Raw genomic sequence first — 23732 nt, 5'->3', positions numbered from 1 at the left:
TGACCACCGTAAAAGTTGCGTAACGAAACGAGACTTTCAAAAAACTTCGTGCTTAATAGAAAAGGTCTTGTTCTCCAACGGATCAATCTCTATGTCAGCGGTACAGGGTCATTGGCGCGAAGTATCCGAGCAAAGTTTGCCGGCGGCAACTCTTTTAAGTTCAGCGATTAAAGCCTCCAGTCAAGTGTTGATTATTGTCGAGCGCAAGGAAGACTGGGCTTCATATTTTCCCAGTGAAGACATCCTGACGGCTCAGGAATACCTCGAGCACAGCTGTGACAGCGAGCCGGGCAAGCGTGTGCAGGTGATCAATCTGTGCCGCAGCTATAAGTACCTGGGCCACGGTTACTACTGCTCGCTACTCGCCGAAGCACGGGGGCACAAGGTGATTCCGTCGGTGCGCACCATCAGCGAACTGACGAAAAAATCACTCTACGGCCTGGCGCTGGACGATCTTGATAAAACCCTGGAGAAAGCCCTTAGTCATCATCTCTACAGTGATACCGAAGGTTTTACTCTGACCCTGTATTTTGGCCGAACACATATTGAGCCCTTACAGGATCTGGCCCGGCAATTGTTTGAAGTATTTCCCTGTCCGATTTTGTTAGTTGAGTTTCGTCGAACTAACGGCTGGCACATCGAAGGTATAAAGTCCGGCGCCTTGCACAAGTTGCGCGATGATCAGGAAGATCAGTTTGCCAATGCGCTGGACGGTTTCAGCCGTAAAGTCTGGCGAGTGCCGCGCTCGCCGCAAGTGGCGCGTTACGACCTGGCGATACTGCACGATCCACAAGAAGCTTTGCCGCCATCCAACGCCAAGGCACTGGCGAATTTCGTCCGGGTTGGCAAAGGCATGGGCATCGACGTCGAACTGATTGAGCGCAAGGATTACGCGCGTCTGGCCGAGTACGACGGCTTGCTGATTCGCGAAACCACCAGCGTCGACAATCACACTTATCGCTTCGCCAAGAAGGCCGAAAGTGAAGGGCTGGTGGTCATGGATGACCCGACGTCGATCCTTCGCTGCACCAACAAGGTCTATCTGACCGACCTGCTCAACAGCCATCAACTGGGCATGCCCGCCACCGAAATTCTCTACAAGGAGCGACCGGAGGACTTCGAACGCGTCGGCGAACGCCTCGGTTTCCCGCTGGTGCTGAAGATCCCCGACGGTTGTTTTTCCCGGGGCGTGATCAAGGTCGAAAGCCAGCAGGCCTTGCTCGAAGCGACCGCCGAACTGTTCGAACACTCGGTGTTGCTGCTGGCTCAGGAGTTTTTCTATACCGAGTACGACTGGCGCATTGGCGTGCTCAACCGCAAACCGATCTTTGCCTGCCAATACTTCATGTCCAAAGGTCACTGGCAAATCTACAACCACAAGGCCAAGGGTCAGGACGTCAATGGCGAATGCCGAACGATGGCGATCCACGAGGCGCCGCGTGCGGTGGTGGAGCTGGCGGTGAAGACCGCCAACCTGATCGGCGACGGCCTCTACGGTGTCGATCTGAAACAGGCGGGCGACAAGGTTGTGGTGATCGAAGTCAACGACAACCCCAACCTCGACGCCGGCATTGAAGACGCCTATTTGCACGACGATCTGTATTCACTGGTGCTGGAAGAGTTCGTGCGCCGCCTGGAACTCAAGCGTCGCGGTCAGGCCTGGTGAAACCCCGATGATCAACAGCTTCGCATTGAGCCACGGCGCCCTGCAGCGGGTCGAGCGACTGGACGCCGAGGTCATGCTGTTCAGCAACCCCGATGCCGCCGAGCGCGACTTGCTGCACAGTCATTTCAAGGTTGATGAACACGCCTTGGCGTCAGCGCTGGACCCGGACGAGGTGTCGCGCATCGAGTTTCATCCCGACCACTTGTTCCTGATCTGGAAACGACCGGAAAATTATTCCGGCGGTGGCAGTCTGGCGTTTGAGGTGTCGTCCTGCGGACTGCTGTTCGCGCCGGGGCAATTGCTAGTGATCGCCACCGACGACACGCCGCTGCACGGCCTCGGTACCCGCCAGCCGTTGAATACGCCGCTGGATGTGTTGCTTGATCTGCTGTTCAACAACATCCATCACTACCTCGGGCACCTGAAGGTGATCAAACTGGTCGCCCGCGAGCTGCAGCAAAAATTCAACGCCTCGATGCAGAATCAGCACTTGGTGCAGATGTTCAACCTCAGCGAAAGCCTGATCTATTACATCAATGCCCTGCACAGCAACGGCGCGGTGCTGACGCGCCTGCGCAATCATGCGGAAAAACAGCACTTCGGCAGTGAAGCGCTCGGCCTGATCGACGACCTGATCATCGAAAACAACCAATGCTACAAGCAGGCGGAAATCTACTCGACGGTGTTTTCCGGGCTGATCGATGCGCGTGGCAATCTGATGAACAACAGCATGAACAACCTGCTGCGCAAGCTGACCTTGATCAACGTGGTGTTTCTGCCGTTGAACCTGATTGCCAGTATTGGCGGCATGTCGGAGTTCAGCATGATGACGGCGGGGACGCCGTGGTGGGTTTCTTATCCGCTGTTTTTGGCGGTGATGTTGCTGGGGGCGGGGGGGATGTTGTTTGGGCTAAGGCGTTTGGCCAGATGATTTGTAGTGATTGATCGGACGCCTTCGCGAGCAAGCTCGCTCCCACAGGGGAATGCATTTCTAAATGTGGGAGCGACGGTGCGACGATTCGACTTGCTCGCGAAGAGGCCGGCACAGGCAAAGTAAAACTCAAGCCAGTCCCGCATTTGGCCGAACCGCCACTGTGATGCCTTGTTATAGTTCGGGCCTCATTTTCAGCCCGGTAAAGGATCACTGCCATGACTCAATACTCCGCCTTCAGCGTCGAACTGGCCGACAACATCGCCCATGTGCAGATCAATCGCCCGGAGAAGATCAACTCGATGAACGCGGCGTTCTGGAGCGAGATCGTCGAGATCTTCCAGTGGATCGACGACACCGACGAAGTGCGCGTGGTGGTGCTCAGTGGCAACGGTAAACATTTTTCCTCGGGAATCGACCTGATGATGCTCGCCGGCGTCGCCAATGAACTGGGCAAGGACGTCGGCCGCAATGCGCGCCTGCTGCGCCGCAAGATCCTCACCCTGCAAGCCTCGTTCAACGCCGTCGACAACTGCCGCAAACCGGTACTCGCGGCTATTCAAGGTTACTGCCTGGGTGGCGCGATCGATCTGATCGCCGCCTGCGACATGCGTTACGCCGCTGAAGACGCCCAATTCTCGATCAAGGAAATCGATATCGGCATGGCCGCCGATGTTGGCACTTTGCAACGGTTGCCACGGATCATCGGTGACGGCATGCTGCGTGAACTGGCGTACACCGGTCGCACTTTTGGCGCCGAAGAGGCGCGCAGCATCGGTCTGGTCAATCGCGTCTACAGCGACAAGGACGCGCTGCTCGAAGGTGTGCTCGACATCGCTCGCGACATCGCTTCGAAATCGCCGATCGCGGTGACCGGCACCAAGGAAATGATCAGCTACATGCGCGACCATCGCATCGACGACGGTCTCGAATACGTTGCCACCTGGAACGCCGCCATGTTGCAATCCACCGACTTGCGCGTGGCCATGGCCGCCCATATGAGCAAACAGAAACCCGAATTCCTGGACTGAGAAACCATGACATCTCGCTGGACCACTGCAGTACTGGACACCGATCAACCCGGCGGCTGGGCCGTGGCGCGCAGCCCGGAAGGCTTTTTGTTCGACGACAACGGCGCACTGTTCCCGCGGGAATGGCTCAAGCGGCAGGACTTGTGGGTCCTCGCCGAGCACGGCATTGGCCATTTGGATGGCGAGCCGGTGTACCTGCTGGAACTGCGCAGTGCCAGCGAAGTGCCGGGTTGCAACTGGAAAGGTCTGCGGGCGTTCATGCTCGATGGCGATCACACGATCTACAAAGTGCTTGGGTATGCCGCGCAGATTGGTACGTGGGCCCGCGAGCATCGTTTCTGCGGTAATTGCGGGCAAGCCATGACGCAAGTGCCGCGTGAGCGGGCGATGTATTGCCAGCCGTGCGATCTGCGCAGTTATCCGCGCATTTCACCGAGCATGATTGTGCTTATCACCCGCGGCGACGAGATTCTGCTGGCGCGTTCACCGCGTTTCGTCACCGGGGTTTACAGCACGCTGGCCGGGTTCGCCGAGCCGGGCGAGTCGGCCGAGGATTGCCTGATTCGGGAAGTGCGCGAAGAAGTGCAGATCGAGGTGCAGAACATTCAGTACCTGGGCAGCCAGTGCTGGCCGTTCCCGCATTCGATGATGCTCGGCTTCCATGCCGAATACGCCGGTGGCGAGATTGTCTGTCAGGAAGACGAGATCGAAGATGCCCAGTGGTTCAACGTGCACGACCTGCCGCCGCTGCCGGCGTCCAAGTCGATTGCCCGCTACCTGATCGACGTCTACGTGGCGCGGCGCTTAGGCCACGCTGAACCAGTGCTGCCAGGCTAGGCGCACGGTCAAACCCAGCACCACGGTGATGAACACCGGGCGAATGAACTTGGCGCCACCGCTGATTGCGGTGCGCGCGCCAAAGAACGCGCCGACCATCACCGACAGGCCCATGCTCAGGCCGATGATCCAGTCCACCTGCCCGGAAAACACGAACACCGACAGCGCCGCAATGTTGCTGACGAAGTTCATGCTGCGCGCTACGCCGCTGGCCTTGACCAGGTCGATCGGATAGAGCAGCAGGCTGCTCACCGTCCAGAACGCGCCTGTGCCGGGCCCGGCCACGCCGTCGTAGAAACCGAGGCTGAAGCCTTGGCTCGATTGCCATTTCTTTTTGATCGGGGCGTCACTGTCGAGTGGCGCTTTTGGCGTGCCGCCGAATAGCAGGTAGAGACCGCAGGCGAAGACGATGACCGGGAGCATCTTGTTCAGCCATTCGGCCGGCAGGTAATGAGCGACGATGGCGCCGGTCAATGCGCCGACCAGCGTGCCGACAATCGCGTGCACCCACTGCCGTGGGTGGAATAGTTTGCGGCGGTAGAAGGTAAAACTGGCGGTGGCGGAGCCGAAGGTCGAACTCAATTTGTTGGTGCCGAGCACCAGGTGCGGCGGCAGGCCGGCCGTCAGCAGGGCAGGCGTGGTCAACAGACCGCCACCGCCGGCGATGGCATCGATGAAACCGGCAATGAAGGCGACAACGGCCAGGATGGCGAGGGTGGTGAGGTCAACGCTGAGTTCGAAAGGCATGGAATCGGCTTATTCGGCAGGGCGCAGATTTGGCTGCGGGGAGGGCGGTCATGTTACTCATTTCCAAGTGTTGCGGCGACCCGTCTGACAGCCTTCGCTGGCAAGCCAGCTCCCACAGTTTTTTGCGTTGTACCCAAGATCATTGTTCACCCTGATCATTGTGGGAGCTGGCTTGCCAGCGATGAGGACAGTCGCGCCAACAAATAAACCAACTGTTGCCCACACAACAACCCGCCAACAAATCCCCCTCTACAAAACATCAATCCCACGCCGAACATCAATAAAACCGGGCATTTCAACCCTGGCACGCTTGCTGCTCTACCACTCTCATCTCCGCAAACGTCCCGAGGAAACGCCAATGAGTCAGCAAGCCGTTAAATTTGCCTACTGGGTGCCGAACGTCAGCGGTGGGCTGGTGGTCAGCAAGATCGAACAGCGCACCGATTGGGGCATCGACTACAACCGCAAACTGGCGCAGATCGCCGAGGCCGCCGGGTTCGAATACGCGCTGACACAGATCCGTTTCACCGCCGGTTACGGTGCCGAGTTCCAGCATGAATCCGTGGCATTCAGCCACGCGTTGCTCGCGGCCACCAGCAAACTCAAAGTGATCGCGGCAATCCTGCCCGGCCCGTGGCAACCAGCGCTGGCGGCCAAGCAACTGGCGACGATCGATCAACTCACCAACGGCCGTATCGCGGTGAACATCGTCAGCGGCTGGTTCAAAGGCGAGTTCCAGGCCATCGGCGAGCACTGGCTGGAGCACGACGAGCGTTATCGCCGTTCCGAAGAGTTCATTCGCTCGCTACGAGGCGTGTGGAGTCAGGACAACTTCAGCTTTCGCGGCGATTTCTATCGCTTCGACAATTACAGCCTGAAACCGAAACCGCTGGGCCGTCCGGAGATTTTCCAGGGCGGCAGTTCCCGTGCAGCGCGGGACATGGCCGCCCGGGTCTCGGACTGGTATTTCACCAATGGCAACAGCGTCGAGGGGATCAAGGCGCAGGTCGACGATATTCGTGCCAAAGCAGCGGCGAATCATCATTCGGTGAAAGTTGGCGTCAACGCGTTTGTCATCGCCCGTGATACCGAAGAAGAGGCGCGCGCCGTGCTCGCGCAGATCATCGATCAGGCTGACCCGGAAGCGGTGAACGCCTTTGGTGATGCGGCGAAACAGGCGGGCCGGGCATCGCCGGAGGGTGAGGGCAACTGGGCGAAATCGACGTTTGAGGATCTGGTGCAGTACAACGATGGCTTCAAGACCAATCTGATTGGCACGCCGTTGCAGATTGCCGAGCGGATTGTGGCGTTGAAAGCAGTGGGTGTGGATCTGGTGCTGGCGGGGTTCCTGCACTTTCAGGAAGAGGTCGAATATTTCGGGCGGCGCGTATTACCGCTGGTGCGCGAACTGGAGGCCGAGAAGACTGCCGCTGTCGCCTGACACCCACAAATCCCCTGTAGGAGCTGCCGAACCTTCGGCAGCTCCTACAGGGTCGATTGTTACAGACCGAGGTCAGACAGGCCCGGGTGATCATCCGGGCGCCGGCCCAGCGGCCAGTGGAACTTGCGTTCGCTTTCCTTGATCGGCATGTCGTTGATGCAGGCATAGCGCTGGAACATCAGGCCCTGCTCATCGAATTCCCAGTTTTCGTTGCCATAAGAGCGGAACCAGTTACCCGAATCATCGTGCCATTCATAGGCGTAACGCACGGCGATGCGCGTATCGGAGTAAGCCCACAGCTCCTTGATCAAACGATAATCCAGCTCTTTCGCCCATTTACGGGTCAGGAAGGCCTTGGCTTCTTCGCGGTTGTTGGCGAATTCGGCGCGGTTGCGCCATTTAGTGTCGAGGGTGTAAGCCAGCGATACCCGTTCCGGGTCGCGGGAGTTCCAGCCATCCTCGGCCAGACGAACTTTTTCGATCGCCGATTCACGGTTGAAGGGCGGCAATGGCGGACGTACCTGGGCTGCAGTAGACATATCAGTCTCCCGATCTAATTAATAATTGAACAACAAGTCCGGCTTATTAAGGCGTTACAGGTCCAATAACTTTCGCGCCATGCATTGCGCATTATCGGCGGCACTGTGATCACCCATCACAAGCGCTACGGTAATGGCACCGTCAATCAGGATCAGCAGCTGTCTGGCCAGCAGTTGCGGATCCTCGGCACCATGTTCGGTACACAGCTCGCACACGTAGTCGAGCAGCTTCTGTTTGTGTTCTTTCGCCACCAGGCGCACCGGGTCTTGCGGGTCACCGGTTTCGCCGCTGGTATTGATGAACGCGCAGCCGCGAAAGCCTTCGGAGGCAAACCAGCTCTTGAGCACGGTAAACAGGTTGAGCAGGCGATCGGCCGGGGTTTCGGCCTGATCGACGGCGCTTCTGTACCAGTGCATCCAGCGCACATCGCGGCGTTGCAGGGCGGCGACAGTGAGTGCGTCCTTGTCGGCAAAGTAGCGGTAGATGCTTTTTCTGGAGACGCCGGCGGTTTTCACCAGAAGATCCATGCTGGTGGCAGCGATGCCACTTTTGTAGATCAGCTTTTCGGTGACATCCAGAATGATGTCGCGTGTGTCGTTGCTAGTGATTTCGTTCATGTGGCGAACAGTAGAACGATTGTTCTCCTTGGTCAATGGCTTTTTAGGATCAAAAGATCGCAGCCTTCGGCAGCTCCTACATTGGCCCGTGTAGGAGCTGCCGAAGGCTGCGATCTTTTGATCTCTTTACGGGCACTAACAAGACCCGAAGGATGCGATGGTGTAAGCTCTCGGGTTCTTCGGATTCGACCCATTGCGAGCCCTATGCCGTTGCTTTTCAAACGTTCCTTGCTGCCCAAACTGCGCAGCTTTCCGCTGACCGCCGAGGCCGTGACCATTCTGTCCGGCGCCGCCGAGTTCCGTCGTTGCCTGCTGGAGAAAATCGCCACGGCGACCCAGCGCATCTACATCGTCGCGCTGTATCTGCAGCAAGACGAAGCCGGTCAGGAAATCCTCGATGCTCTGCACGCCGCCAAGCTCAAGCGCCCCGAGCTGGAAATCGCCGTGGTGGTCGATTGGCTGCGCGCTCAGCGTGGGCTGATCGGTGCAGGCAAGCAACCGGGCAATTCGGCGTGGTATCAGGAAATGACCCGCACGCACCAGAGCGAAGTACCGGTGTACGGCGTTCCGGTGCAGACCCGCGAGTTGTTTGGCGTGCTGCATTTGAAGGGCTTTGTGATCGACGACTGCGTGGTCTACAGCGGCGCGAGCCTGAACAACGTCTACCTGCACAAGTTCGACAAGTACCGTTTCGACCGTTATCACGTCCTGCAAAGCCACGAGCTGGCCGACTCGATGCATCACTTGGTCAAGCATGGCCTGATCGAATCGAAAGCCGTGCACCGTCTCGATCTGCCGAACCTGCCGACCACGCGCAGTTTGCGCAACGACATCGGCGATCTGCGCAGCCGTCTGAAGTACGCCACTTACGACACTGCCACGGGCACCACCGCCAGAGACGGTTTGTCCGTTACCCCGTTGCTCGGCGTCGGCAAAAACAACCCGTTGAACCGGGCGATTCTCGAACTGATCGCCAGTGCGCAAAAGCAGCTGACGATTTGCACGCCGTACTTCAACCTGCCGCTGGGTGTGATCCGCGAGATCAACCGCGCATTGGCCCGCGGCGTGAAGATCGACATTGTCGTCGGCGACAAAACCGCCAACGATTTCTATATCCCGCCCAGCGAGCCGTTCAAGGTGATTGCGGCGTTGCCGTATCTGTACGAGATCAGCCTGCGCCGCTTCGCCAAACGGCATCAGCGCAACATCGACAGCGGTCAGTTGAACCTGCACCTGTGGCGTGACGGCGATAACACCTATCACCTCAAGGGTATGTGGATCGACCAGCGTTATACGCTGCTGACCGGCAACAACCTCAATCCTCGGGCGTTCCGTCTGGATCTGGAGAATGCGCTGCTGATCGATGACCCGAAAGGCGAATGGCTGGAGCCTCGGGCGAAGGAGCTGGAAGAAATCTTCCGCCATACCACGCGGATTGACAGCTTTCAGAGTCTGGAGACGCTGCCGGAGTACCCGGGCGCGGTGGCCAAGTTTCTCAAACGCGTGAGTCGGGTGCGGATTGAGCGGTTGCTCTATCGGATTCTTTAGCGCTGCTGAAAATGCCATCGCTGGCAAGCCAGCTCCCACAGGTTCTATGGTGTACACAAGATTTGTGGCTGACCGAGAACACTGTGGGAGCTGGCTTGCCAGCGATGGGGCCCGCTTAGACGCTAAATAAACTTAGTTCAGACCCAGTTTGCCACGCAACGTGGACAAATCTTCAGCCAGTGTATTCACCGGCCCAACCAGCGCTTTACGGTCGTTATCCTTCACCTTGTCATAAGTCTCGAAACCACCGTCCTTGGTCTTGTACTTGGCCAGAATCTTGTCGACCGTGGCAAAGTTCTTGTCGACCTTCGCGACAAAAGCCTTGTCCTGCTGCTCGATCTGCGGACGGAACAGGTCGACGATTTTCTTCGCGCCGTCGATGTTGCCCTGGAAGTCGTACAGGTCGGTGTGGCTGTAGCGATCTTCTTCGCCGGAAATCTTGGTCGCGGCGACTTCTTCCAGCAGCGCCGCAGCACCACCGACGACTTTCTCAGGCGGGAAGGTCAGGCCAGCCACGCGGGTCTGCAGGTCTTTGACGTCGCTGTTGAGCTTGTCTGCCAGCTCGTTCAGGCCTGCGGTGCTTTTCTCCGAGAACAGCGTGTATTCGATGCGGTGGAAACCGGTGAAGTCTTCAGCCTTCACGCCTTTCTCGTGGTCGTCGACACGGGAGTCGATGGACGCATCGAGGTCACTGAACAGCTCGGCAATCGGCTCGATCGACTCGTAGTAAACGCGGGTCGGTGCGTAGAGCTTTTGCGCGGTAGCGAGGTCGCCTTTCTTCACGGCATCGGTGAACTGCTGGGTGTGGCTGCCCAGCTCATCCAGTTGCTCGGTGACGTAAATCTTGTAGTCCGACACCGGCCCGACCAGATCCAGCGGTGCTGTAGCGGCGAACGCCGACAGCGGGGTGTTGAGCAAACCTAGGGTCAGCAATAGCGCGAGTGGCGTCTTTTTCATGGGGGCGGCTCCAGTGTTGGGATGTTGTTTCAGGCAGCGGTTTTCGGTTGAGTGGCGTTGAGCAGCGAGCGACCGATGAAGTCCTTGTCGCCCGTGACACCCGGCAGGGTGAAGAAATAGCCGCCGCCGACCGGTTTGAGGTATTCCTCCAGCGGCTCGCCGTTGAGGCGGGTCTGCACGGTGATGAAGCCTTTTTCCAGATCGGCCTGGTAACAGATGAACAGCAAACCCATGTCGAGCTGACCGTTCTTGTTCACGCCATTCGAATAATTGAACGGCCGGCGCAGGATCAGGTTGGCTTGGCTCGCAGCGGTGCGCGGGTTGGCCAAGCGAATGTGCGCGTCGAGTTTGGTCAGTTTGCCTTCCGGGTCTTTGCTGTAATCCGGGACTTCCGTCTCATGCTGCGCACCCATCGGCGCGCCGCTGGTTTTGACCCGGCCGATGATGCTTTCCTGTTCCTGCAGCGGTGTACGGTCCCAGCGCTCGACGAAGTTGCGGATGATCCGCACCGCTTGATAGCTGCCGTGAGCGGCCCAGGCCGGTTCGTCACTGCCCGGTTGCACCCAGACCAGGCGATCCATGGCTTTGCTGTCGTTGGAATCCGGGTTGGCCGAGCCATCACGGAAACCGAGGAAGTTACGCGCCGACTGTGCCGGCACACCCGGTTTCGCCGGGGCTTGCGGCGGCACGCTGCCTTCCTGTTTCCAACGCACCAGCAGCAGATCAGGGAGGTTTTTGACGATGTCGCGCAGGGCGTGAATATTGGTGTCAGCGGTGTTCGAGCAGAACTGCAGGCTCAGGTCGCCATGGCAGCAATCGGCGTCCAGCGCGTCGTTGGGGAAACCGACCATTCGGATCAGACGCTTGGGCTTGGCCTCGGCCAGACCGAAGCGCTCGTCGAACAGTGACTCGCCGACAGAAACGGTGATGGTCAGGTTGTCCGGCGCCACGTTCGGGCCGAGGATGCCGGAATCCGGCGGCGGCAGTTTCGGATCGATCTGCGCGACCGGGCCGCCCTTCATCAGAAACGCGATGCGCTCGTTGAGGGTGCGGAAAAGCCGCTCAAGGTCTTCGCGATCACTGGCCAACACATCGAAGGAAACCAGCATGCCCGAGGCCGGACGCGGGGTGACGATGCCGGTCTGGTGTACGCCGTGGAAATCGTGGCGGTCTTCGGTCTTGTCGCTGCTCGGTGCTTCGGTGACTTGCGCAGGCGCGGCAGCCATGGCCGGGCAGCTCAGGGCGGACCCGGCGAGGGCGACACCGGCGGCGCCCATGCCCATCAGGACACGGCGACGTTGCAGGTTGAGTGGTTCGATATCTTTCATCGGAAATGGGTCTTCTGCTTACAGGCCGGAGAGGCCGAGGGCGGGATCGATGCCATCCAGTGCGTCGGCCAAGGCCTGCGCCTTGTCGGCGATCTGCTTGCGTTGTGCGCCGCTGATGGCGTCGTAGCTGACGTAGCCGTCCTTGATCTTGTAGGTGTCGAGTTCACTGTCGAAATCCGTCAGTGCCTTGTCGATTTTCGGCAGCAGGTCGGCAGCGGATTTGCTCAGCATCGGCCGCAGCAGGTCGACGACTTTGTGTGCGGTTTGCGCATTGGCGGCGAAACCGTTGAGGTCGCTATGGCTGTAGCGTTCTTCTTCACCGCTGGCAGCACGGACGTCGGCCAAGGTGTTGAGGTTGCGTACGACGATATTGACCAGTTGCTCTGGTGGCAGGCTCTGCGCGAGCAATTGCTGTTTGAGCGTGGTGACATCGCCGAGCAGGCGCTGGGCCACGGGCGTCAGTTCATCGAGTTTGCGTTGCTGGAACAGCGCGTATTCGAGGCGGTGGAAGCCGACGAAGGCCGGATCCTGTTCGCGCTTTTCGAAGTAATCGGCGCGGGCGTTGATGCTGTTGTCCAGCTCAGCCAAGCGTTGCGCGGCAGGGGCCAGACGTTGATACGCCGCACGCGCCGGCAAGTACAGTGCCTGCGCCTGACTCAAGTCGCCGCTTTCAATGGCTTGATCGAGCGCGGTCACGGCTTTGATCAGCGCGCTGCCCTGGCTGGCCAGATACACGCGGAATTCCGACAGCGGCCCGACGAAGGCAACCATCGACGGTTTGGCTTTGGCCGCTGCGTCAGAGGCTGCCGTCGGTGTCACGCGCAAGGTGCCGCGCGGGTTGCTCAGCAGGCCGCAGGTGATCGCGTAATCGCCGGGTTGCAGGTTGGCGTTGATCACTTGGCTCAGGCCCGGCGCGATGTTTTCGCGTTCTTCGACGACGAGTACGCCGTCAAGGATTTCCCATTCCACGGCGCGGTCGGAGCGGTTGACGATGCGGAAACTGGCGCGACCGGCCGGTACGGTCAGTGCATTCGGCTCGCAACTGCCCGGATGAATGTTCACCACCACTTCATCGTGGTTGTGCTGACGCTTGGCCGCAGCCATTTTCGAGGCGTAATAAAACAGACCGCCAGCGGCGATCATTACCACCACCGAGCCGGCCACCGCCCAGCGCAAGGCGCGGGGAGGGGAGGCCTGAGGAGTATTAGGCTTTGACATGAATGCCCTTATTGGCTGGAAACGGAAGACGATTGTGCGGAGGGCTTCGGCGCGGGAGCCGGGTAAAAAAACATCACCAGCGCCACCAGCAGATAGATCAGATAGGCACCGAGGGTGCTGATGGTCGGTGCATCCTGGTAGCCGAACATGCCAGCCAGCACCGAGCCCAACGGGCCGTCCATCGGCAGCGTCGCGCTGAAGTCGAACAGCACGGTTTGCAGGTGATTCCACAGCCCGGCTTCATGCAGCGCTTGTACCGAGTTGGCGAGAATTCCGGCGGCGACCACCAGAATGAACAGGCCGGTCCACTTGAAGAACGCCGAAAGATTGAGACGCATGCTGCCGCTGTAGATCAGGAAGCCGACGATGATCGCCAGAATCAACCCGAGCAGGGCACCGACCGGCGCGCCCGGGCCTTCGCTCTGCTGGAACACCGCAAGCAGGAAGAACACCGTTTCCAAACCTTCCCGGGCGACCGCGAAGAACACCATGGCGATCAGCGCAATGACCTGATGTTTAGAAGACGTCAGGGCGTGATCCAGCGAGGCTTGTAGCGAATGCTTGATCGAACGCGCAACCTTGCGCATCCAGAACACCATCGAGCTGAGAATGCCCACGGCCACCAGGCCGACGATGCCTTCGAACAGTTCTTGCTGCTTCTGCGGGAATTCGGCACTGACCAGTTCCAGGCCACCGCCGACCAGCAGGGCGAGGGCGGCGGCGAGAAACACGCCGATCCACACGGCCGGCATCCATTGGCCACGGCCAGTCTGTTGCAGGTAGCTGGCGATAATGCCAACGATCAGCGCGGCTTCAATGCCTTCGCGCAGCATGATCAGAAAGGGAACGAGCATTCGGCATCCACAGGGTCATTCGAAGAGGTTACAAGTTGTAACATAATGAAAGTCATTCTCACATGACATTCATTGACATAAACCTGAACACAAGCTGAACGAAGTAAAGAACAACCATTCTCATGCGGGTGGCGCCCGAACCTTCGGCAGCTCCTGCATGGGTATTTGTGTTAGCTGCGGTAAGATGCTTGCCATTCAAAAACAACAAGGTTCACCGCGCTCCATGTCGGAAAAAGACACCATCGCCGTTCAATTGGTGCGTGAAGCGCTGATGCAAAGTTGTGCCCCGGGCGTGGCCACGGAAGAAGTCTTGAACAAGGTCGGGATTGATCCGGCGTTGCTGCAAACCGAGCACGGCCGGGTGCCAGCCTCGCAATACGCGAAACTCTGGCGGTTATTGGCCCGGCGCGGCGATGACGAGTTTTTCGGCATGGACCCGCGCAAGCTCAAGTCCGGCAGCCTTGAATTCCTGTGTCGCAGTGCGATGGCGCAACCGACACTCGCAGCGGGGTTGAGCACGGGTTTGAGTTTTCTGTCACTGATGCTCGAGCGCCTGCCGGCGCAACTGGTGCACCAGCAAAGTCTGGCGGAAATCGTTCTGCTTGAAGACGATCCCGAACCACGCCGCGCCTTCAGCTATTTCACCTACTGGATGATCGTCCACGGTGTGGCCTGCTGGCTGGCGGGGCGGCGGATACCAATTCTGGCGATTGAACTGCGCTGCCCCGAGCCGGACTTCACCGATGACTACCGGGTGATGTTTTCGGAGAATCTGCGTTTTGAGCGGCCACGTACTCGAATGATTTTTTCTGCTGATTGTCTCGATCTACCGATCAAGCGCACCGCCGAAGAACTGAAACGCTTTCTCGCCCACGCCCCGGCCAACATTCTGGTCAAGTACCGCGACCCGGAGAGCCTCGCCAGTCGGATCAAGCACGATCTGCGGGAGTTGCCGGCCGAGCAGTGGCCGGAAACCGAGGCCTTGGCCCAACAGTTGTGCATGTCCGCTTCGACCTTGCGCCGGCGTTTGGCTGAGGAAGGGCAGACCTATCAAGGACTCAAGGACAGCGTGCGCAAGGAATTGGCGATTATCTGGCTGGCGGAGCCTTCGATCAGTTTTGTCGAGATCGCCAGCCGCTTGGGGTTTGCCGATGCAAGTTCGTTCTACAAGGCGTTTCGCAAGTGGTCGGGGTCGAATCCGGGCCATTACCGCACGCTGATCCTGAACGAGGTCGTCTGACCGGGCCTCTCGCGAGCAGGCTCGCTCCCACAAGGGAATGCATTCCAAATTGTGGGAGCGAGCCTGCTCGCGAAAGCGCCAGTCCATGCAACACAAGACTTAAACCTTGGCCAAACCAGTCAGCCACATTGATGGCTTTGACCATTGCCGCCGCTGCCCCACAGCGCGACTATCTCCCTGTTGTTTACGGTTCCCAGCCTAATAAAAAACAGAGGGATTCTGGCAATGCGCGATTACTTGTCTGCCACCGCACAGTTCAACTATCAGCACACCGTGGATGCCGCGCTCAGCGGTACGCTGGAGGCGCTCAACGCCTGCGTCGAATGCTGCGACCGCCACGCCTTGCCGGGGCGCATCGCGCTGTTCTGGGAGGGCCGCGACGGCGCCAGTGCGACGTACACCTTCAACGAACTGCAGGACAAAGCCGCGCGATTCGCCAATTTCCTTCTCGCCCAAGGCGTGCAGAAGGGTGACAAGGTCGCCGGCCTGCTGCCGCGAAACATCGAATTGCTCATCACCGTGTTCGCCACCTGGCGCATCGGCGCGGTGTATCAACCCTTGTTCACCGCGTTCGGCCCCAAGGCTCTCGAACATCGCCTGAACAGCTCCGGTGCCAAAGTCGTGGTAACCGACGCGGTCAACCGGCCGAAACTTGCTGAAGTCGCCGATTGCCCGACGCTCGTCACCGTTGGCGGCGCGAAAGGTCAGGGCATCGTCCGTGGCGACTTCAGCTTCTGGGCCGAACTGGCCAACCATTCCAATGTGTGCGAACCGGTATTGCTGACTGGCGAAGACCCGTTTCTGCTGATGTTCACGTCCGGCACCACCGGCCCGTCGAAAGCGCTGTCGGTGCCGCTCAAAGCCATCGTCGCGTTCCAGAGCTACACCCGTGATGCCGTCGATCTGCGCCCGAAAGACTCGTTCTGGAACGTCGCCGATCCGGGCTGGGCTTACGGCATCTATTTCGGCGTTACCGGGCCGTTGTCGATGGGCCACCCGATCACCTTTTACGATGGCCCGTTCACCCTCGAGAGCACCTGCCGGGTGATCAACAAATACGGCATTACCAACCTCACCGGTTCGCCAACCGCTTATCGTTTGTTGATTGCTGGCGGTGACGAATTCGCCAAGTCGATCAAAGGCAAATTGCGCATCGTCAGCAGCGCCGGCGAGCCGCTGAACCCGGAAGTGATCCGCTGGTTCGCCGACAACCTCGACGTGGTGATCCACGACCATTACGGCCAGACCGAGCTGGGCATGGTCCTGTGCAATCACCACGGCCTCGATCACGCCGTGCACGTCGGCGCCGCGGGTTTTGCCTCACCGGGCCACCGCATCGTCGTGCTCGACGAGCAGTACAACGAGCTCGGCGTCGGCCAGCCGGGCATTCTCGCCATCGATCGTCCGCAATCGCCGATGTGCTGGTTCGGCGGTTACGAAGGCGCGCCGACCAAAGCCTTCGTCGGTGATTACTACCTCAGCGGCGATACCGTGGAATGGAACCCGGACGGCAGCATCAGCTTCGTCGGTCGTAGCGATGACGTGATCACCACCTCCGGCTACCGCGTCGGCCCGTTCGATGTTGAAAGCGCATTGATTGAGCACCCGGCAGTGGTCGAAGCGGCGGTGGTCGGCAAACCCGATCCGGAGCGTACCGAACTGGTCAAAGCCTTCGTCGTGCTGAGCGCTCAATACCGTGCCGCGCCGGAGTTGGCCGAAGAACTGCGCCAACACGTGCGCAAACGTCTGGCCGCGCACTCGTACCCGCGTGAAATCGAATTTGTCAGCGAATTGCCCAAAACCCCAAGCGGCAAATTGCAGCGCTTTATCTTGCGCAACCAGGAAATCGCCAAGGCTCAAGAGGCCGCGGCGCACAACGTTTCAGCTTGAACCGAAGGAAACAGTCATGCAGATCGAGAACAAGGTTTTTATCGTCACCGGCGGCGCCTCCGGCCTCGGTGCCGCCACCGCTGAATTGCTGGTCAGTGCCGGCGCCAAAGTGATGCTGGTGGACATGAATGCCGAAGCGGTCGCCGCCCAGGCTCAGCGTTTGGGCGCGCAAAGCGTGGTCGCCGACATCAGCAACGAAGCCGCCGCCGAAGCCGCCGTCCAGGCCACGGTCAAAGCCTTTGGCAGTCTCAACGGCCTGGTCAACTGCGCCGGTATCGTCCGTGGCGAGAAGATCCTCGGCAAGAACGGCCCGCATGCGCTGAGCAGTTTCGCGCAGGTGATCAACGTCAACCTGATCGGCAGCTTCAACATGTTACGACTGGCCGCTGCGGCCATCGCCGAGAGCGAGGCCAATGCCGACGGCGAGCGCGGCGTGATCATCAACACCGCCTCGGTCGCGGCGTTCGACGGCCAGATTGGCCAAGCGGCGTACTCCGCTTCGAAAGGCGCGATTGCCAGCCTGACCCTGCCGGCCGCCCGTGAACTGGCGCGCTTCGGTATCCGCGTGATGACCATCGCACCGGGCATTTTCGAAACGCCGATGATGGCCGGCATGACCCCGGAAGTCCGCGAATCGCTGGCCGCCGGCGTACCGTTCCCGCCGCGTCTGGGCAAGCCTGGCGAGTACGCCGCGCTGGTTCGGCATATCATCGAAAACAGCATGCTCAACGGCGAGGTGATCCGTCTCGACGGCGCCTTGCGCATGGCCGCCAAGTAAGGAGGATTTGTCATGACCATTTCCAACGATCCAATTGTTATCGTCAGCGCCGTGCGCACGCCAATGGGCGGTTTTCAGGGCGAACTGAAAAGCCTCACCGCGCCACAACTCGGCGCTGCGGCAATCAAGGCTGCGGTTGAACGCGCCGGTGTCGCCAGCGACGCGGTTGATGAAGTGCTGTTCGGTTGCGTGCTGCCCGCCGGCCTCGGTCAGGCACCGGCGCGTCAAGCGGCACTGGGCGCCGGGCTGGATAAATCGACCCGTTGCACCACGGTCAACAAGATGTGCGGCTCGGGCATGGAAACCACCATTCTTGCCCACGACATGCTGGTCGCTGGCAGCGCCGATGTGGTGATCGCTGGTGGCATGGAAAGCATGTCCAACTCGCCGTATTTGCTGGATCGTGCCCGCGCCGGTTACCGCATGGGCCATGGTCGCGTGCTCGATTCGATGTTCCTCGACGGCCTCGAAGACGCTTACGACAAGGGCCGCCTGATGGGCACCTTCGCCGAAGACTGCGCCGAGACCAACCACTTCAGCCGGGAAGCGCAGGATGCGTTTGCCATCGCCTCGACCACCCGCGCGCAGCAGGCGATCAAGGACGGCAGCTTCAAGGACGAAATCGTCCCGCTGACCGTGACCGTCGGCAAAGAACAGGTGCTGATCAGCCATGACGAGCAGCCACCAAAAGCCAAACTGGACAAGGTCGCCTCGCTGAAACCGGCGTTCCGCGAAGGCGGCACGGTGACGGCGGCGAACTCCAGTTCGATCTCTGACGGCGCGGCGGCATTGGTGCTGATGCGTCAGTCGCAGGCACAGAAACTCGGGCTGAAACCGCTGGCGGTGATCCATGGCCACGCCGCGTTCGCTGATACCCCGGGCCTGTTCCCGGTGGCGCCGATTGGTGCGATCAAGAAGCTGATCAAGAAAACCGGTTGGTCGCTGGGTGATGTCGATCTGTTTGAAGTCAACGAAGCGTTTGCCGTGGTCGGCATGGCGGCGATGACGCAGCTGGAAATCCCCCATGACAAGTTGAACGTGCATGGTGGTGCCTGTGCGCTGGGCCATCCGATCGGCGCGTCCGGTGCGCGGATTCTGGTGACGTTGCTGTCGGCCCTGCGCCAGAGAAAGCAGAAACGCGGCATCGCAGCGATCTGCATCGGCGGCGGCGAAGCGACAGCGATGGCCGTGGAATGCCTCTATTAACGTTGACCCTGGACCCTGTGGGAGCGGGCTTGCCCGCGATGGCGGTGGGTCAGATAGCCGAAATGTTCACTGACACGGCCCCATCGCTGGCAAGCCAGCTCCCACAGGGTTTTCTGTTGTAACCGGATTTTAAGGATTCACCATGATTCCCAACGAAGACCAAACCCAGATCCGCGACATGGCCCGGCAGTTCGCCGAGGAACGCTTGAAGCCGTTTGCCGCCGAGTGGGATCGCGAGCACCGTTTCCCCAAGGAAGCCATCGGCCAAATGGCCGAACTGGGCTTCTTCGGCATGCTCGTGCCGGAGCAGTGGGGCGGTTGCGATACCGGTTATCTGGCCTACGCCATGGCCCTGGAAGAAATCGCCGCCGGCGACGGCGCCTGCTCGACGATCATGAGCGTGCACAACTCGGTCGGTTGCGTGCCGATTCTCAAGTTCGGCAACGACGATCAGCGCGAACGCTTCCTCAAACCGCTGGCCAGCGGCGCGATGCTTGGTGCCTTTGCGTTGACCGAACCGCAGGCCGGCTCTGATGCCAGCAGCCTGAAAACCCGCGCACGGCTGGACGGTGATCACTACGTGCTGAACGGCTGCAAACAGTTCATCACCTCCGGGCAAAACGCCGGGATCGTGATTGTGTTTGCGGTGACCGATCCGAGTGCGGGCAAACGCGGCATCAGCGCGTTTATCGTGCCGACCGATTCGCCGGGCTATAAAGTCGCTCGCGTCGAGGACAAGCTCGGCCAGCACGCCTCCGACACCTGCCAGATTCTTTTCGAAGATGTGCAAGTGCCGGTGGCCAACCGCTTGGGCGAAGAGGGCGAGGGCTACAAAATCGCCCTGGCAAACCTTGAAGGTGGCCGCGTCGGCATCGCCTCGCAATCGGTAGGCATGGCCCGCGCGGCGTTCGAAGCGGCGCGCGATTACGCCCGTGAGCGCGACACCTTCGGCAAGCCGATCATCGAGCATCAGGCCGTGGCATTCCGTTTGGCCGACATGGCCACGCAAATCGCCGTCGCCCGGCAGATGGTGCATTACGCGGCGGCCCTGCGTGACAGCGGCCAACCGGCATTGGTCGAGGCGTCGATGGCCAAACTGTTCGCTTCGGAAATGGCCGAGAAGGTCTGTTCGATGGCGTTGCAAACCCTCGGTGGTTACGGTTACCTCAACGACTTCCCGCTGGAGCGCATCTACCGCGATGTGCGCGTCTGCCAGATCTACGAAGGCACCAGCGATATTCAGCGCATGGTCATTTCGCGCAATCTTTGACAAGGAATTTTATCCATGACTTACCAAACCATTCTGCTCGAAACCCATGGCCGCGTTGGCCTGATCACCCTCAACCGTCCGCAGGCGCTGAATGCGCTGAATGCGCAACTGGTCAGCGAAGTGAACCAGGCCCTTGATGCGCTGGAAGCCGATGCGAACATTGGTTGTATCGTCCTCACGGGTTCGAAAAAGGCTTTTGCCGCCGGTGCCGACATCAAGGAAATGGCCGAGCTGACCTACCCGCAGATCTACATGGACGACCTGTTCAGCGACAGCGATCGCGTGGCCAACCGGCGTAAGCCGATCATTGCCGCCGTTAACGGTTTCGCCCTTGGCGGTGGTTGTGAATTGGCGCTGATGTGCGACTTCATTCTGGCCGGTGACAACGCAAAATTTGGCCAACCGGAAATCAACCTTGGCGTGTTGCCGGGCATGGGCGGCACCCAGCGCCTGACTCGTGCCGTGGGTAAAGCGAAGGCCATGGAAATGTGCCTGAGCGGGCGTTTGATTGATGCGGTGGAGGCTGAGCGTTGCGGCATCGTTGCGCGGATTGTGCCGAGCGATGAGTTGTTGGATGAAGCGTTGAAAGTGGCGGCGGTGATTGCCAGCAAGTCGCTGCCGATTGCGATGATGATCAAGGAAAGCGTGAACCGTGCCTTTGAAGTGAACCTGACGGAAGGCGTGCGTTTTGAGCGCCGGGTGTTCCATGCGGCGTTTGCCACGCAGGATCAGAAGGAAGGGATGGCGGCGTTTATTGCCAAGCGTGAGGCTGCGTTCAAGGGCAAGTAATGAGCGGGTCTGACTGACGCCTTCGCGAGCAGGCTCGCTCCCACATGAGGTTCTCGGCGTTCACAAAACCTGCGTTCGCTGGAGATCTCTGTGGGAGCGAGCCTGCTCGCGAAGCTTTTAAGGCTTGATGTACATCAAAATCAAAAGCCCCTCACCCTAACCCTCTCCCGGAGGGAGAGGGGACTGATTGGGGGATGCTTGGAAGGTACGCCGACCTGAAAGAGTTTTACTGAATCCTTAATTGACCTGGTTTATCCCATCGATAATCGACTCGGTCTTTCAGGTCGATGCAGGACGCCAGACACCTCGGTCGGCTCCCTCTCCCTCTGGGCGGTCCGACGTTTCGGGAGGGCTGGGGTGAGGGAAAGGGGCCAACACCATTACAACTGATAGTTCTTCAGCTCCCGCGCAATCACCATCCGCTGAATCTCGCTCGAGCCTTCGTAGATCTGGGTAATCCGCGCATCACGGTAATACTTCTCGACCGGGTAATCCTCCAGATATCCATACCCGCCATGAATCTGAATCGCCGACGAACACACCTTCTCGGCCATTTCCGACGCAAACAGCTTGGCCTGCGAAGCCTCCGACAAGCACGGTTTGCCCGCCGTGCGCAGACGCGCCGCATGCAGGATCATCAAGCGCGCGGCGTTGATTTGCATGTGCATGTCAGCCAGCAGGTTGGCAATGCTCTGGTGTTCGTTGATCGGTTTGCCGAACTGGATACGATCGCGCGAATACACCAGCGCCGCTTCAAACGCCGCCCGAGCGATACCCAAAGCCTGAGCCGCGATGCCGATGCGTCCGCCTTCAAGGTTGGACAGGGCAATCGCCAGGCCTTTGCCGCGCTCACCGAGCAGATTGGCCTCGGGAATGCTGCAGTTGTTCAGCGTCACCGCACAGGTGTCGGAAGCGCGGATGCCCATTTTGTGCTCAGTACGATCAACGATAAAACCTGCTGTATCGGTCGGTACCAGAAACGCTGAAATGCCTTTCTTGCCCAGGTCCGGATCGGTCACGGCAAACACGATCGCCAGCTTCGCCCGTTTGCCGTTGCTGACAAACTGCTTGGCGCCATTGATCACCCACTGGCCGTCACGCAGCTCGGCGCGGGTGCGCAGGTTGTGCGCTTCGGAACCGGCCTGTGGTTCGGTCAGGCAGAAGCAGCCGATGGCTTGCCCACTGGCCAGATCCGCCAGCCAGGTCTGTTTCTGCGCTTCGCTGCCGTAATTGAGCACCGGGCCGCAGCCGACCGAGTTGTGAATACTCATGAACGCGCCGGTTGCGCCGTCACCGGCGGAAATCTCTTCCACGGCCAGCGCATAAGCGACGTAATCGACGTAGGTGCCGCCCCATTCTTCGGGGACGACCATGCCGAGCAAACCCAATTCGCCCATCTTCGCGACGAGCGCGTCGTCGATCCAGCCAGCCTTTTCCCAGGCCTGCGCGTGGGGTGCGATTTCACCACGGGCGAAGTCCCGGGCCATGTCGCGGATCATCACTTGTTCTTCAGTCAGTTCGAGATCGTGCATGGCTCAGCTCCCGCTCTCAGCAAACTCGTGGAAAAAACTCGCGACATGCTCTGCGTCCAGCGCCGCGAGGGTCGGCGGGTTCCAGCGCGGTGTCTTGTCTTTATCGATCAGCAGGGCGCGTACGCCTTCGATCAGGTCGCCGCGCTCGAACCATTGGCGATCCAGATGCAGCTCCAGCGCGAAGCAATGTTCCAGACTCAAGTGGCGACCGCGACGCAGCATCTCCAGCGTAACGGCCATGGCCAGCGGCGAGCGGGTTTCCAGCAGGTCAGCGGTGGTGGTCGCCCACTCATGGCTGTCGGCGACGGTCACCGCGCGCAATTGCTCGACCATGCTCGGCACATCCGGCAGGGCGAAAAAGTGATCGATGGCCGGGCGCAAGGCTTCGAGCGGCGCATCGGGCAGGGTTTGCACGGCGTGTTTGGCCAGCAGGTTTTGCAGCGCTTTCAGCGGCGTATCCTGCCACTCCATCACATCGAGTTTTTCATCGAGCAGCGCCAGTTTGCTGCTGTCCAGGTACCAGTCGGCGAGGCCGCAATACAGCGCATCGGCGGCACGGATCTGCACGCCGCTGACCCCCAGATAGATGCCCAGCTCACCGGGAATGCGCGGCAGGAAATAACTGCCACCGACATCGGGGAAATAACCGATGGCCACTTCCGGCATCGCCAGTCGGCTCTTCTCGGTGACCACACGCAGATCGGCGCCTTGCACCAGCCCCATGCCGCCGCCGAGGACAAAACCGTCCATCAGCGCCAGCACCGGTTTGCGGTAGTGATGAATCGTCAGGTCAAGGGCATATTCCTCGACAAAGAAATCTTCATGCAGCGTGTCGCCGCTTTTGAAACTGTCGTACAGGGAACGAATGTCGCCACCGGCGCAGAAGGCTTTTTCACCGGCACCGCGCAGAACCACTGCATGCACATTGGCGTCAGTCGCCCAGGCATCGAGTTGCTGTTGCAGCAAGCGCACCATGTCGAGGGTGATGGCATTGAGACCGGCGGGGCGGTTGAGGGTCAGGTGACCGATATGATTGCGAACCTCGGCCAGCACTTCGTTTTGCGTGGCATCCATGGACGGTGTCCGCTGGGATGAAGCCTGAGCTGTCATCAGTAACTCCCTGCTTTTATTGTCTTTATTCGAGAAGCTCGCGCGCGAGCGTTACCGGATCGTAACAGTGCAAATTTGCCCTGTACAACGGGGATATGTGCAGGGCCTGTCTGCGTTTTTACCGTAGGAGCTGCCGAAGGCTGCGATCTTTTGATCTTTAAAATCAAAATCAAAAGATCGTCCGATCGCGGCCCGAGCCTGC

Annotated in this window: 21 protein-coding genes; 12 read left to right on the top strand and 9 right to left on the bottom strand. The window is 59.6% G+C overall.

The annotated features are described in order from the left end of the window. The first annotated feature begins 91 nt into the window (after positions 1 to 91). From RMV17_RS14585 to nudC, 4 genes are all read left to right on the top strand, one after another. Positions 92 to 1666 carry a RimK family protein gene (locus RMV17_RS14585; protein ID WP_311886986.1) on the top strand — a complete coding sequence of 525 codons (1575 nt, stop codon included), beginning with the start codon at positions 92 to 94 and terminating at the stop codon, positions 1664 to 1666. A 7-nt stretch (positions 1667 to 1673) separates the two neighbouring features. Next, entirely contained in the window at positions 1674 to 2597 is a 924-nt protein-coding gene (locus tag RMV17_RS14580; RefSeq protein ID WP_034153950.1) for a magnesium transporter CorA family protein, read from the top strand. Positions 2598 to 2815: 218 nt separating this feature from the next. Continuing rightward, a complete protein-coding gene (locus RMV17_RS14575; protein ID WP_108224694.1) occupies positions 2816 to 3628 on the top strand; it encodes a crotonase/enoyl-CoA hydratase family protein in 813 nt (270 codons plus the stop codon). 6 nt (positions 3629 to 3634) lie between these two features. After that, positions 3635 to 4465 (top strand): NAD(+) diphosphatase, encoded by an 831-nt coding sequence (gene nudC, locus RMV17_RS14570; RefSeq protein ID WP_311886985.1) that lies wholly within the window; start codon positions 3635 to 3637, stop codon positions 4463 to 4465. Here nudC and RMV17_RS14565 read toward each other — a convergent pair. After that, positions 4433 to 5212 carry a TSUP family transporter gene (locus RMV17_RS14565; protein WP_201238216.1) on the bottom strand — a complete coding sequence of 260 codons (780 nt, stop codon included), beginning with the start codon at positions 5210 to 5212 and terminating at the stop codon, positions 4433 to 4435. The genes nudC and RMV17_RS14565 overlap by 33 nt on opposite strands. Positions 5213 to 5570: 358 nt before the next feature. Here RMV17_RS14565 and sfnG point away from each other — a divergent pair, with 358 nt between their 5' ends. Next, entirely contained in the window at positions 5571 to 6653 is a 1083-nt protein-coding gene (gene sfnG / locus RMV17_RS14560; RefSeq protein ID WP_311886984.1) for a dimethylsulfone monooxygenase SfnG, read from the top strand. Positions 6654 to 6712: 59 nt separating this feature from the next. Here the strand turns inward: sfnG and RMV17_RS14555 are convergent, their stop codons facing one another. Together RMV17_RS14555 and RMV17_RS14550 are read right to left on the bottom strand one after the other, a co-directional pair. Next, positions 6713 to 7192: a nuclear transport factor 2 family protein gene (locus tag RMV17_RS14555; protein ID WP_034153955.1), complete on the bottom strand. Its 480-nt coding sequence runs from the start codon at positions 7190 to 7192 to the stop codon at positions 6713 to 6715. Positions 7193 to 7246: 54 nt separating this feature from the next. Beyond that, the gene (locus RMV17_RS14550) at positions 7247 to 7810 is read right to left on the bottom strand and encodes a TetR/AcrR family transcriptional regulator (RefSeq protein WP_150792674.1); all 564 of its coding nucleotides are present in this window, start codon (positions 7808 to 7810) and stop codon (positions 7247 to 7249) included. 204 nt (positions 7811 to 8014) lie between these two features. On the opposite strand from RMV17_RS14550, the gene pssA reads away from it, so the two are divergent. Next, positions 8015 to 9358, top strand: coding sequence for a CDP-diacylglycerol--serine O-phosphatidyltransferase (pssA, locus tag RMV17_RS14545; protein ID WP_311886983.1), 1344 nt, complete (start codon positions 8015 to 8017; stop codon positions 9356 to 9358). A 132-nt stretch (positions 9359 to 9490) separates the two neighbouring features. On the opposite strand, the gene efeO (RMV17_RS14540) is transcribed toward pssA, so the two are convergent. From efeO (RMV17_RS14540) to efeU, 4 genes are read right to left on the bottom strand one after another with little or no spacing between them, the layout of a single operon-like run. Then, the gene (efeO, locus tag RMV17_RS14540; RefSeq protein WP_034153957.1) at positions 9491 to 10315 is read right to left on the bottom strand and encodes an iron uptake system protein EfeO; all 825 of its coding nucleotides are present in this window, start codon (positions 10313 to 10315) and stop codon (positions 9491 to 9493) included. 29 nt (positions 10316 to 10344) lie between these two features. After that, positions 10345 to 11643 (bottom strand): iron uptake transporter deferrochelatase/peroxidase subunit, encoded by a 1299-nt coding sequence (efeB, locus tag RMV17_RS14535; protein WP_311886982.1) that lies wholly within the window; start codon positions 11641 to 11643, stop codon positions 10345 to 10347. Positions 11644 to 11661: 18 nt separating this feature from the next. Then, positions 11662 to 12861 (bottom strand): iron uptake system protein EfeO, encoded by a 1200-nt coding sequence (gene efeO, locus RMV17_RS14530; protein WP_311886981.1) that lies wholly within the window; start codon positions 12859 to 12861, stop codon positions 11662 to 11664. Between the two features lie 8 nt (positions 12862 to 12869). After that, the gene (efeU, locus tag RMV17_RS14525) at positions 12870 to 13715 is read right to left on the bottom strand and encodes an iron uptake transporter permease EfeU (RefSeq protein WP_311886980.1); all 846 of its coding nucleotides are present in this window, start codon (positions 13713 to 13715) and stop codon (positions 12870 to 12872) included. Positions 13716 to 13938: 223 nt separating this feature from the next. On the opposite strand from efeU, the gene RMV17_RS14520 reads away from it, so the two are divergent. The 6 genes from RMV17_RS14520 (at position 13939) to RMV17_RS14495 (ending at position 20888) form a co-directional block, all read left to right on the top strand. Continuing rightward, complete coding sequence (locus RMV17_RS14520) at positions 13939 to 14955, top strand: AraC family transcriptional regulator (protein WP_311886979.1); 1017 nt, start codon at positions 13939 to 13941, stop codon at positions 14953 to 14955. 225 nt (positions 14956 to 15180) lie between these two features. Next, positions 15181 to 16845, top strand: a complete 1665-nt coding sequence (locus RMV17_RS14515; RefSeq protein WP_311886978.1) for an AMP-binding protein — start codon at positions 15181 to 15183, stop codon at positions 16843 to 16845. 16 nt (positions 16846 to 16861) lie between these two features. Further along, positions 16862 to 17623, top strand: a complete 762-nt coding sequence (locus RMV17_RS14510; protein WP_311886977.1) for an SDR family NAD(P)-dependent oxidoreductase — start codon at positions 16862 to 16864, stop codon at positions 17621 to 17623. A gap of 12 nt (positions 17624 to 17635) precedes the next feature. Next, positions 17636 to 18829 carry an acetyl-CoA C-acyltransferase gene (locus RMV17_RS14505; protein ID WP_311886976.1) on the top strand — a complete coding sequence of 398 codons (1194 nt, stop codon included), beginning with the start codon at positions 17636 to 17638 and terminating at the stop codon, positions 18827 to 18829. 142 nt (positions 18830 to 18971) lie between these two features. After that, positions 18972 to 20099, top strand: a complete 1128-nt coding sequence (locus tag RMV17_RS14500) for an acyl-CoA dehydrogenase (RefSeq protein ID WP_311886975.1) — start codon at positions 18972 to 18974, stop codon at positions 20097 to 20099. Positions 20100 to 20114: 15 nt separating this feature from the next. Further along, positions 20115 to 20888: an enoyl-CoA hydratase gene (locus RMV17_RS14495; protein ID WP_311886974.1), complete on the top strand. Its 774-nt coding sequence runs from the start codon at positions 20115 to 20117 to the stop codon at positions 20886 to 20888. 380 nt (positions 20889 to 21268) lie between these two features. Here the strand turns inward: RMV17_RS14495 and RMV17_RS14490 are convergent, their stop codons facing one another. Together RMV17_RS14490 and RMV17_RS14485 are read right to left on the bottom strand one after the other, a co-directional pair. Continuing rightward, the gene (locus RMV17_RS14490) at positions 21269 to 22420 is read right to left on the bottom strand and encodes an acyl-CoA dehydrogenase family protein (protein WP_311886973.1); all 1152 of its coding nucleotides are present in this window, start codon (positions 22418 to 22420) and stop codon (positions 21269 to 21271) included. 3 nt (positions 22421 to 22423) lie between these two features. Further along, the gene (locus RMV17_RS14485) at positions 22424 to 23530 is read right to left on the bottom strand and encodes an enoyl-CoA hydratase/isomerase family protein (RefSeq protein WP_108224682.1); all 1107 of its coding nucleotides are present in this window, start codon (positions 23528 to 23530) and stop codon (positions 22424 to 22426) included. Positions 23531 to 23732 lie beyond the last annotated feature (202 nt).

This window comes from Pseudomonas sp. VD-NE ins (genome assembly GCF_031882575.1).
Classification (GTDB): domain Bacteria; phylum Pseudomonadota; class Gammaproteobacteria; order Pseudomonadales; family Pseudomonadaceae; genus Aquipseudomonas; species Aquipseudomonas fluorescens_BZ.
This window is presented reverse-complemented; position numbering and strand designations above follow the sequence as displayed.

Excerpts from the sequence above, each read along its gene's own strand:
- RMV17_RS14515 (WP_311886978.1), top strand. The coding sequence starts at position 15,181 with ATGCGCGATTACTTGTCTGCCACCGCACAGTTCAACTATCAGCACACC.
- RMV17_RS14485 (WP_108224682.1), bottom strand. The coding sequence starts at position 23,530 with ATGACAGCTCAGGCTTCATCCCAGCGGACACCGTCCATGGATGCCACG.
- RMV17_RS14520 (WP_311886979.1), top strand. The coding sequence starts at position 13,939 with ATGTCGGAAAAAGACACCATCGCCGTTCAATTGGTGCGTGAAGCGCTG.
- RMV17_RS14505 (WP_311886976.1), top strand. The coding sequence starts at position 17,636 with ATGACCATTTCCAACGATCCAATTGTTATCGTCAGCGCCGTGCGCACG.
- pssA (WP_311886983.1), top strand. The coding sequence starts at position 8,015 with ATGCCGTTGCTTTTCAAACGTTCCTTGCTGCCCAAACTGCGCAGCTTT.
- RMV17_RS14565 (WP_201238216.1), bottom strand. The coding sequence starts at position 5,212 with ATGCCTTTCGAACTCAGCGTTGACCTCACCACCCTCGCCATCCTGGCC.
- nudC (WP_311886985.1), top strand. The coding sequence starts at position 3,635 with ATGACATCTCGCTGGACCACTGCAGTACTGGACACCGATCAACCCGGC.
- RMV17_RS14575 (WP_108224694.1), top strand. The coding sequence starts at position 2,816 with ATGACTCAATACTCCGCCTTCAGCGTCGAACTGGCCGACAACATCGCC.
- RMV17_RS14585 (WP_311886986.1), top strand. The coding sequence starts at position 92 with ATGTCAGCGGTACAGGGTCATTGGCGCGAAGTATCCGAGCAAAGTTTG.
- RMV17_RS14500 (WP_311886975.1), top strand. The coding sequence starts at position 18,972 with ATGATTCCCAACGAAGACCAAACCCAGATCCGCGACATGGCCCGGCAG.
- RMV17_RS14510 (WP_311886977.1), top strand. The coding sequence starts at position 16,862 with ATGCAGATCGAGAACAAGGTTTTTATCGTCACCGGCGGCGCCTCCGGC.
- RMV17_RS14490 (WP_311886973.1), bottom strand. The coding sequence starts at position 22,420 with ATGCACGATCTCGAACTGACTGAAGAACAAGTGATGATCCGCGACATG.
- efeO (WP_034153957.1), bottom strand. The coding sequence starts at position 10,315 with ATGAAAAAGACGCCACTCGCGCTATTGCTGACCCTAGGTTTGCTCAAC.
- efeU (WP_311886980.1), bottom strand. The coding sequence starts at position 13,715 with ATGCTCGTTCCCTTTCTGATCATGCTGCGCGAAGGCATTGAAGCCGCG.
- efeB (WP_311886982.1), bottom strand. The coding sequence starts at position 11,643 with ATGAAAGATATCGAACCACTCAACCTGCAACGTCGCCGTGTCCTGATG.
- RMV17_RS14550 (WP_150792674.1), bottom strand. The coding sequence starts at position 7,810 with ATGAACGAAATCACTAGCAACGACACACGCGACATCATTCTGGATGTC.
- RMV17_RS14555 (WP_034153955.1), bottom strand. The coding sequence starts at position 7,192 with ATGTCTACTGCAGCCCAGGTACGTCCGCCATTGCCGCCCTTCAACCGT.
- RMV17_RS14580 (WP_034153950.1), top strand. The coding sequence starts at position 1,674 with ATGATCAACAGCTTCGCATTGAGCCACGGCGCCCTGCAGCGGGTCGAG.
- RMV17_RS14495 (WP_311886974.1), top strand. The coding sequence starts at position 20,115 with ATGACTTACCAAACCATTCTGCTCGAAACCCATGGCCGCGTTGGCCTG.
- efeO (WP_311886981.1), bottom strand. The coding sequence starts at position 12,861 with ATGTCAAAGCCTAATACTCCTCAGGCCTCCCCTCCCCGCGCCTTGCGC.
- sfnG (WP_311886984.1), top strand. The coding sequence starts at position 5,571 with ATGAGTCAGCAAGCCGTTAAATTTGCCTACTGGGTGCCGAACGTCAGC.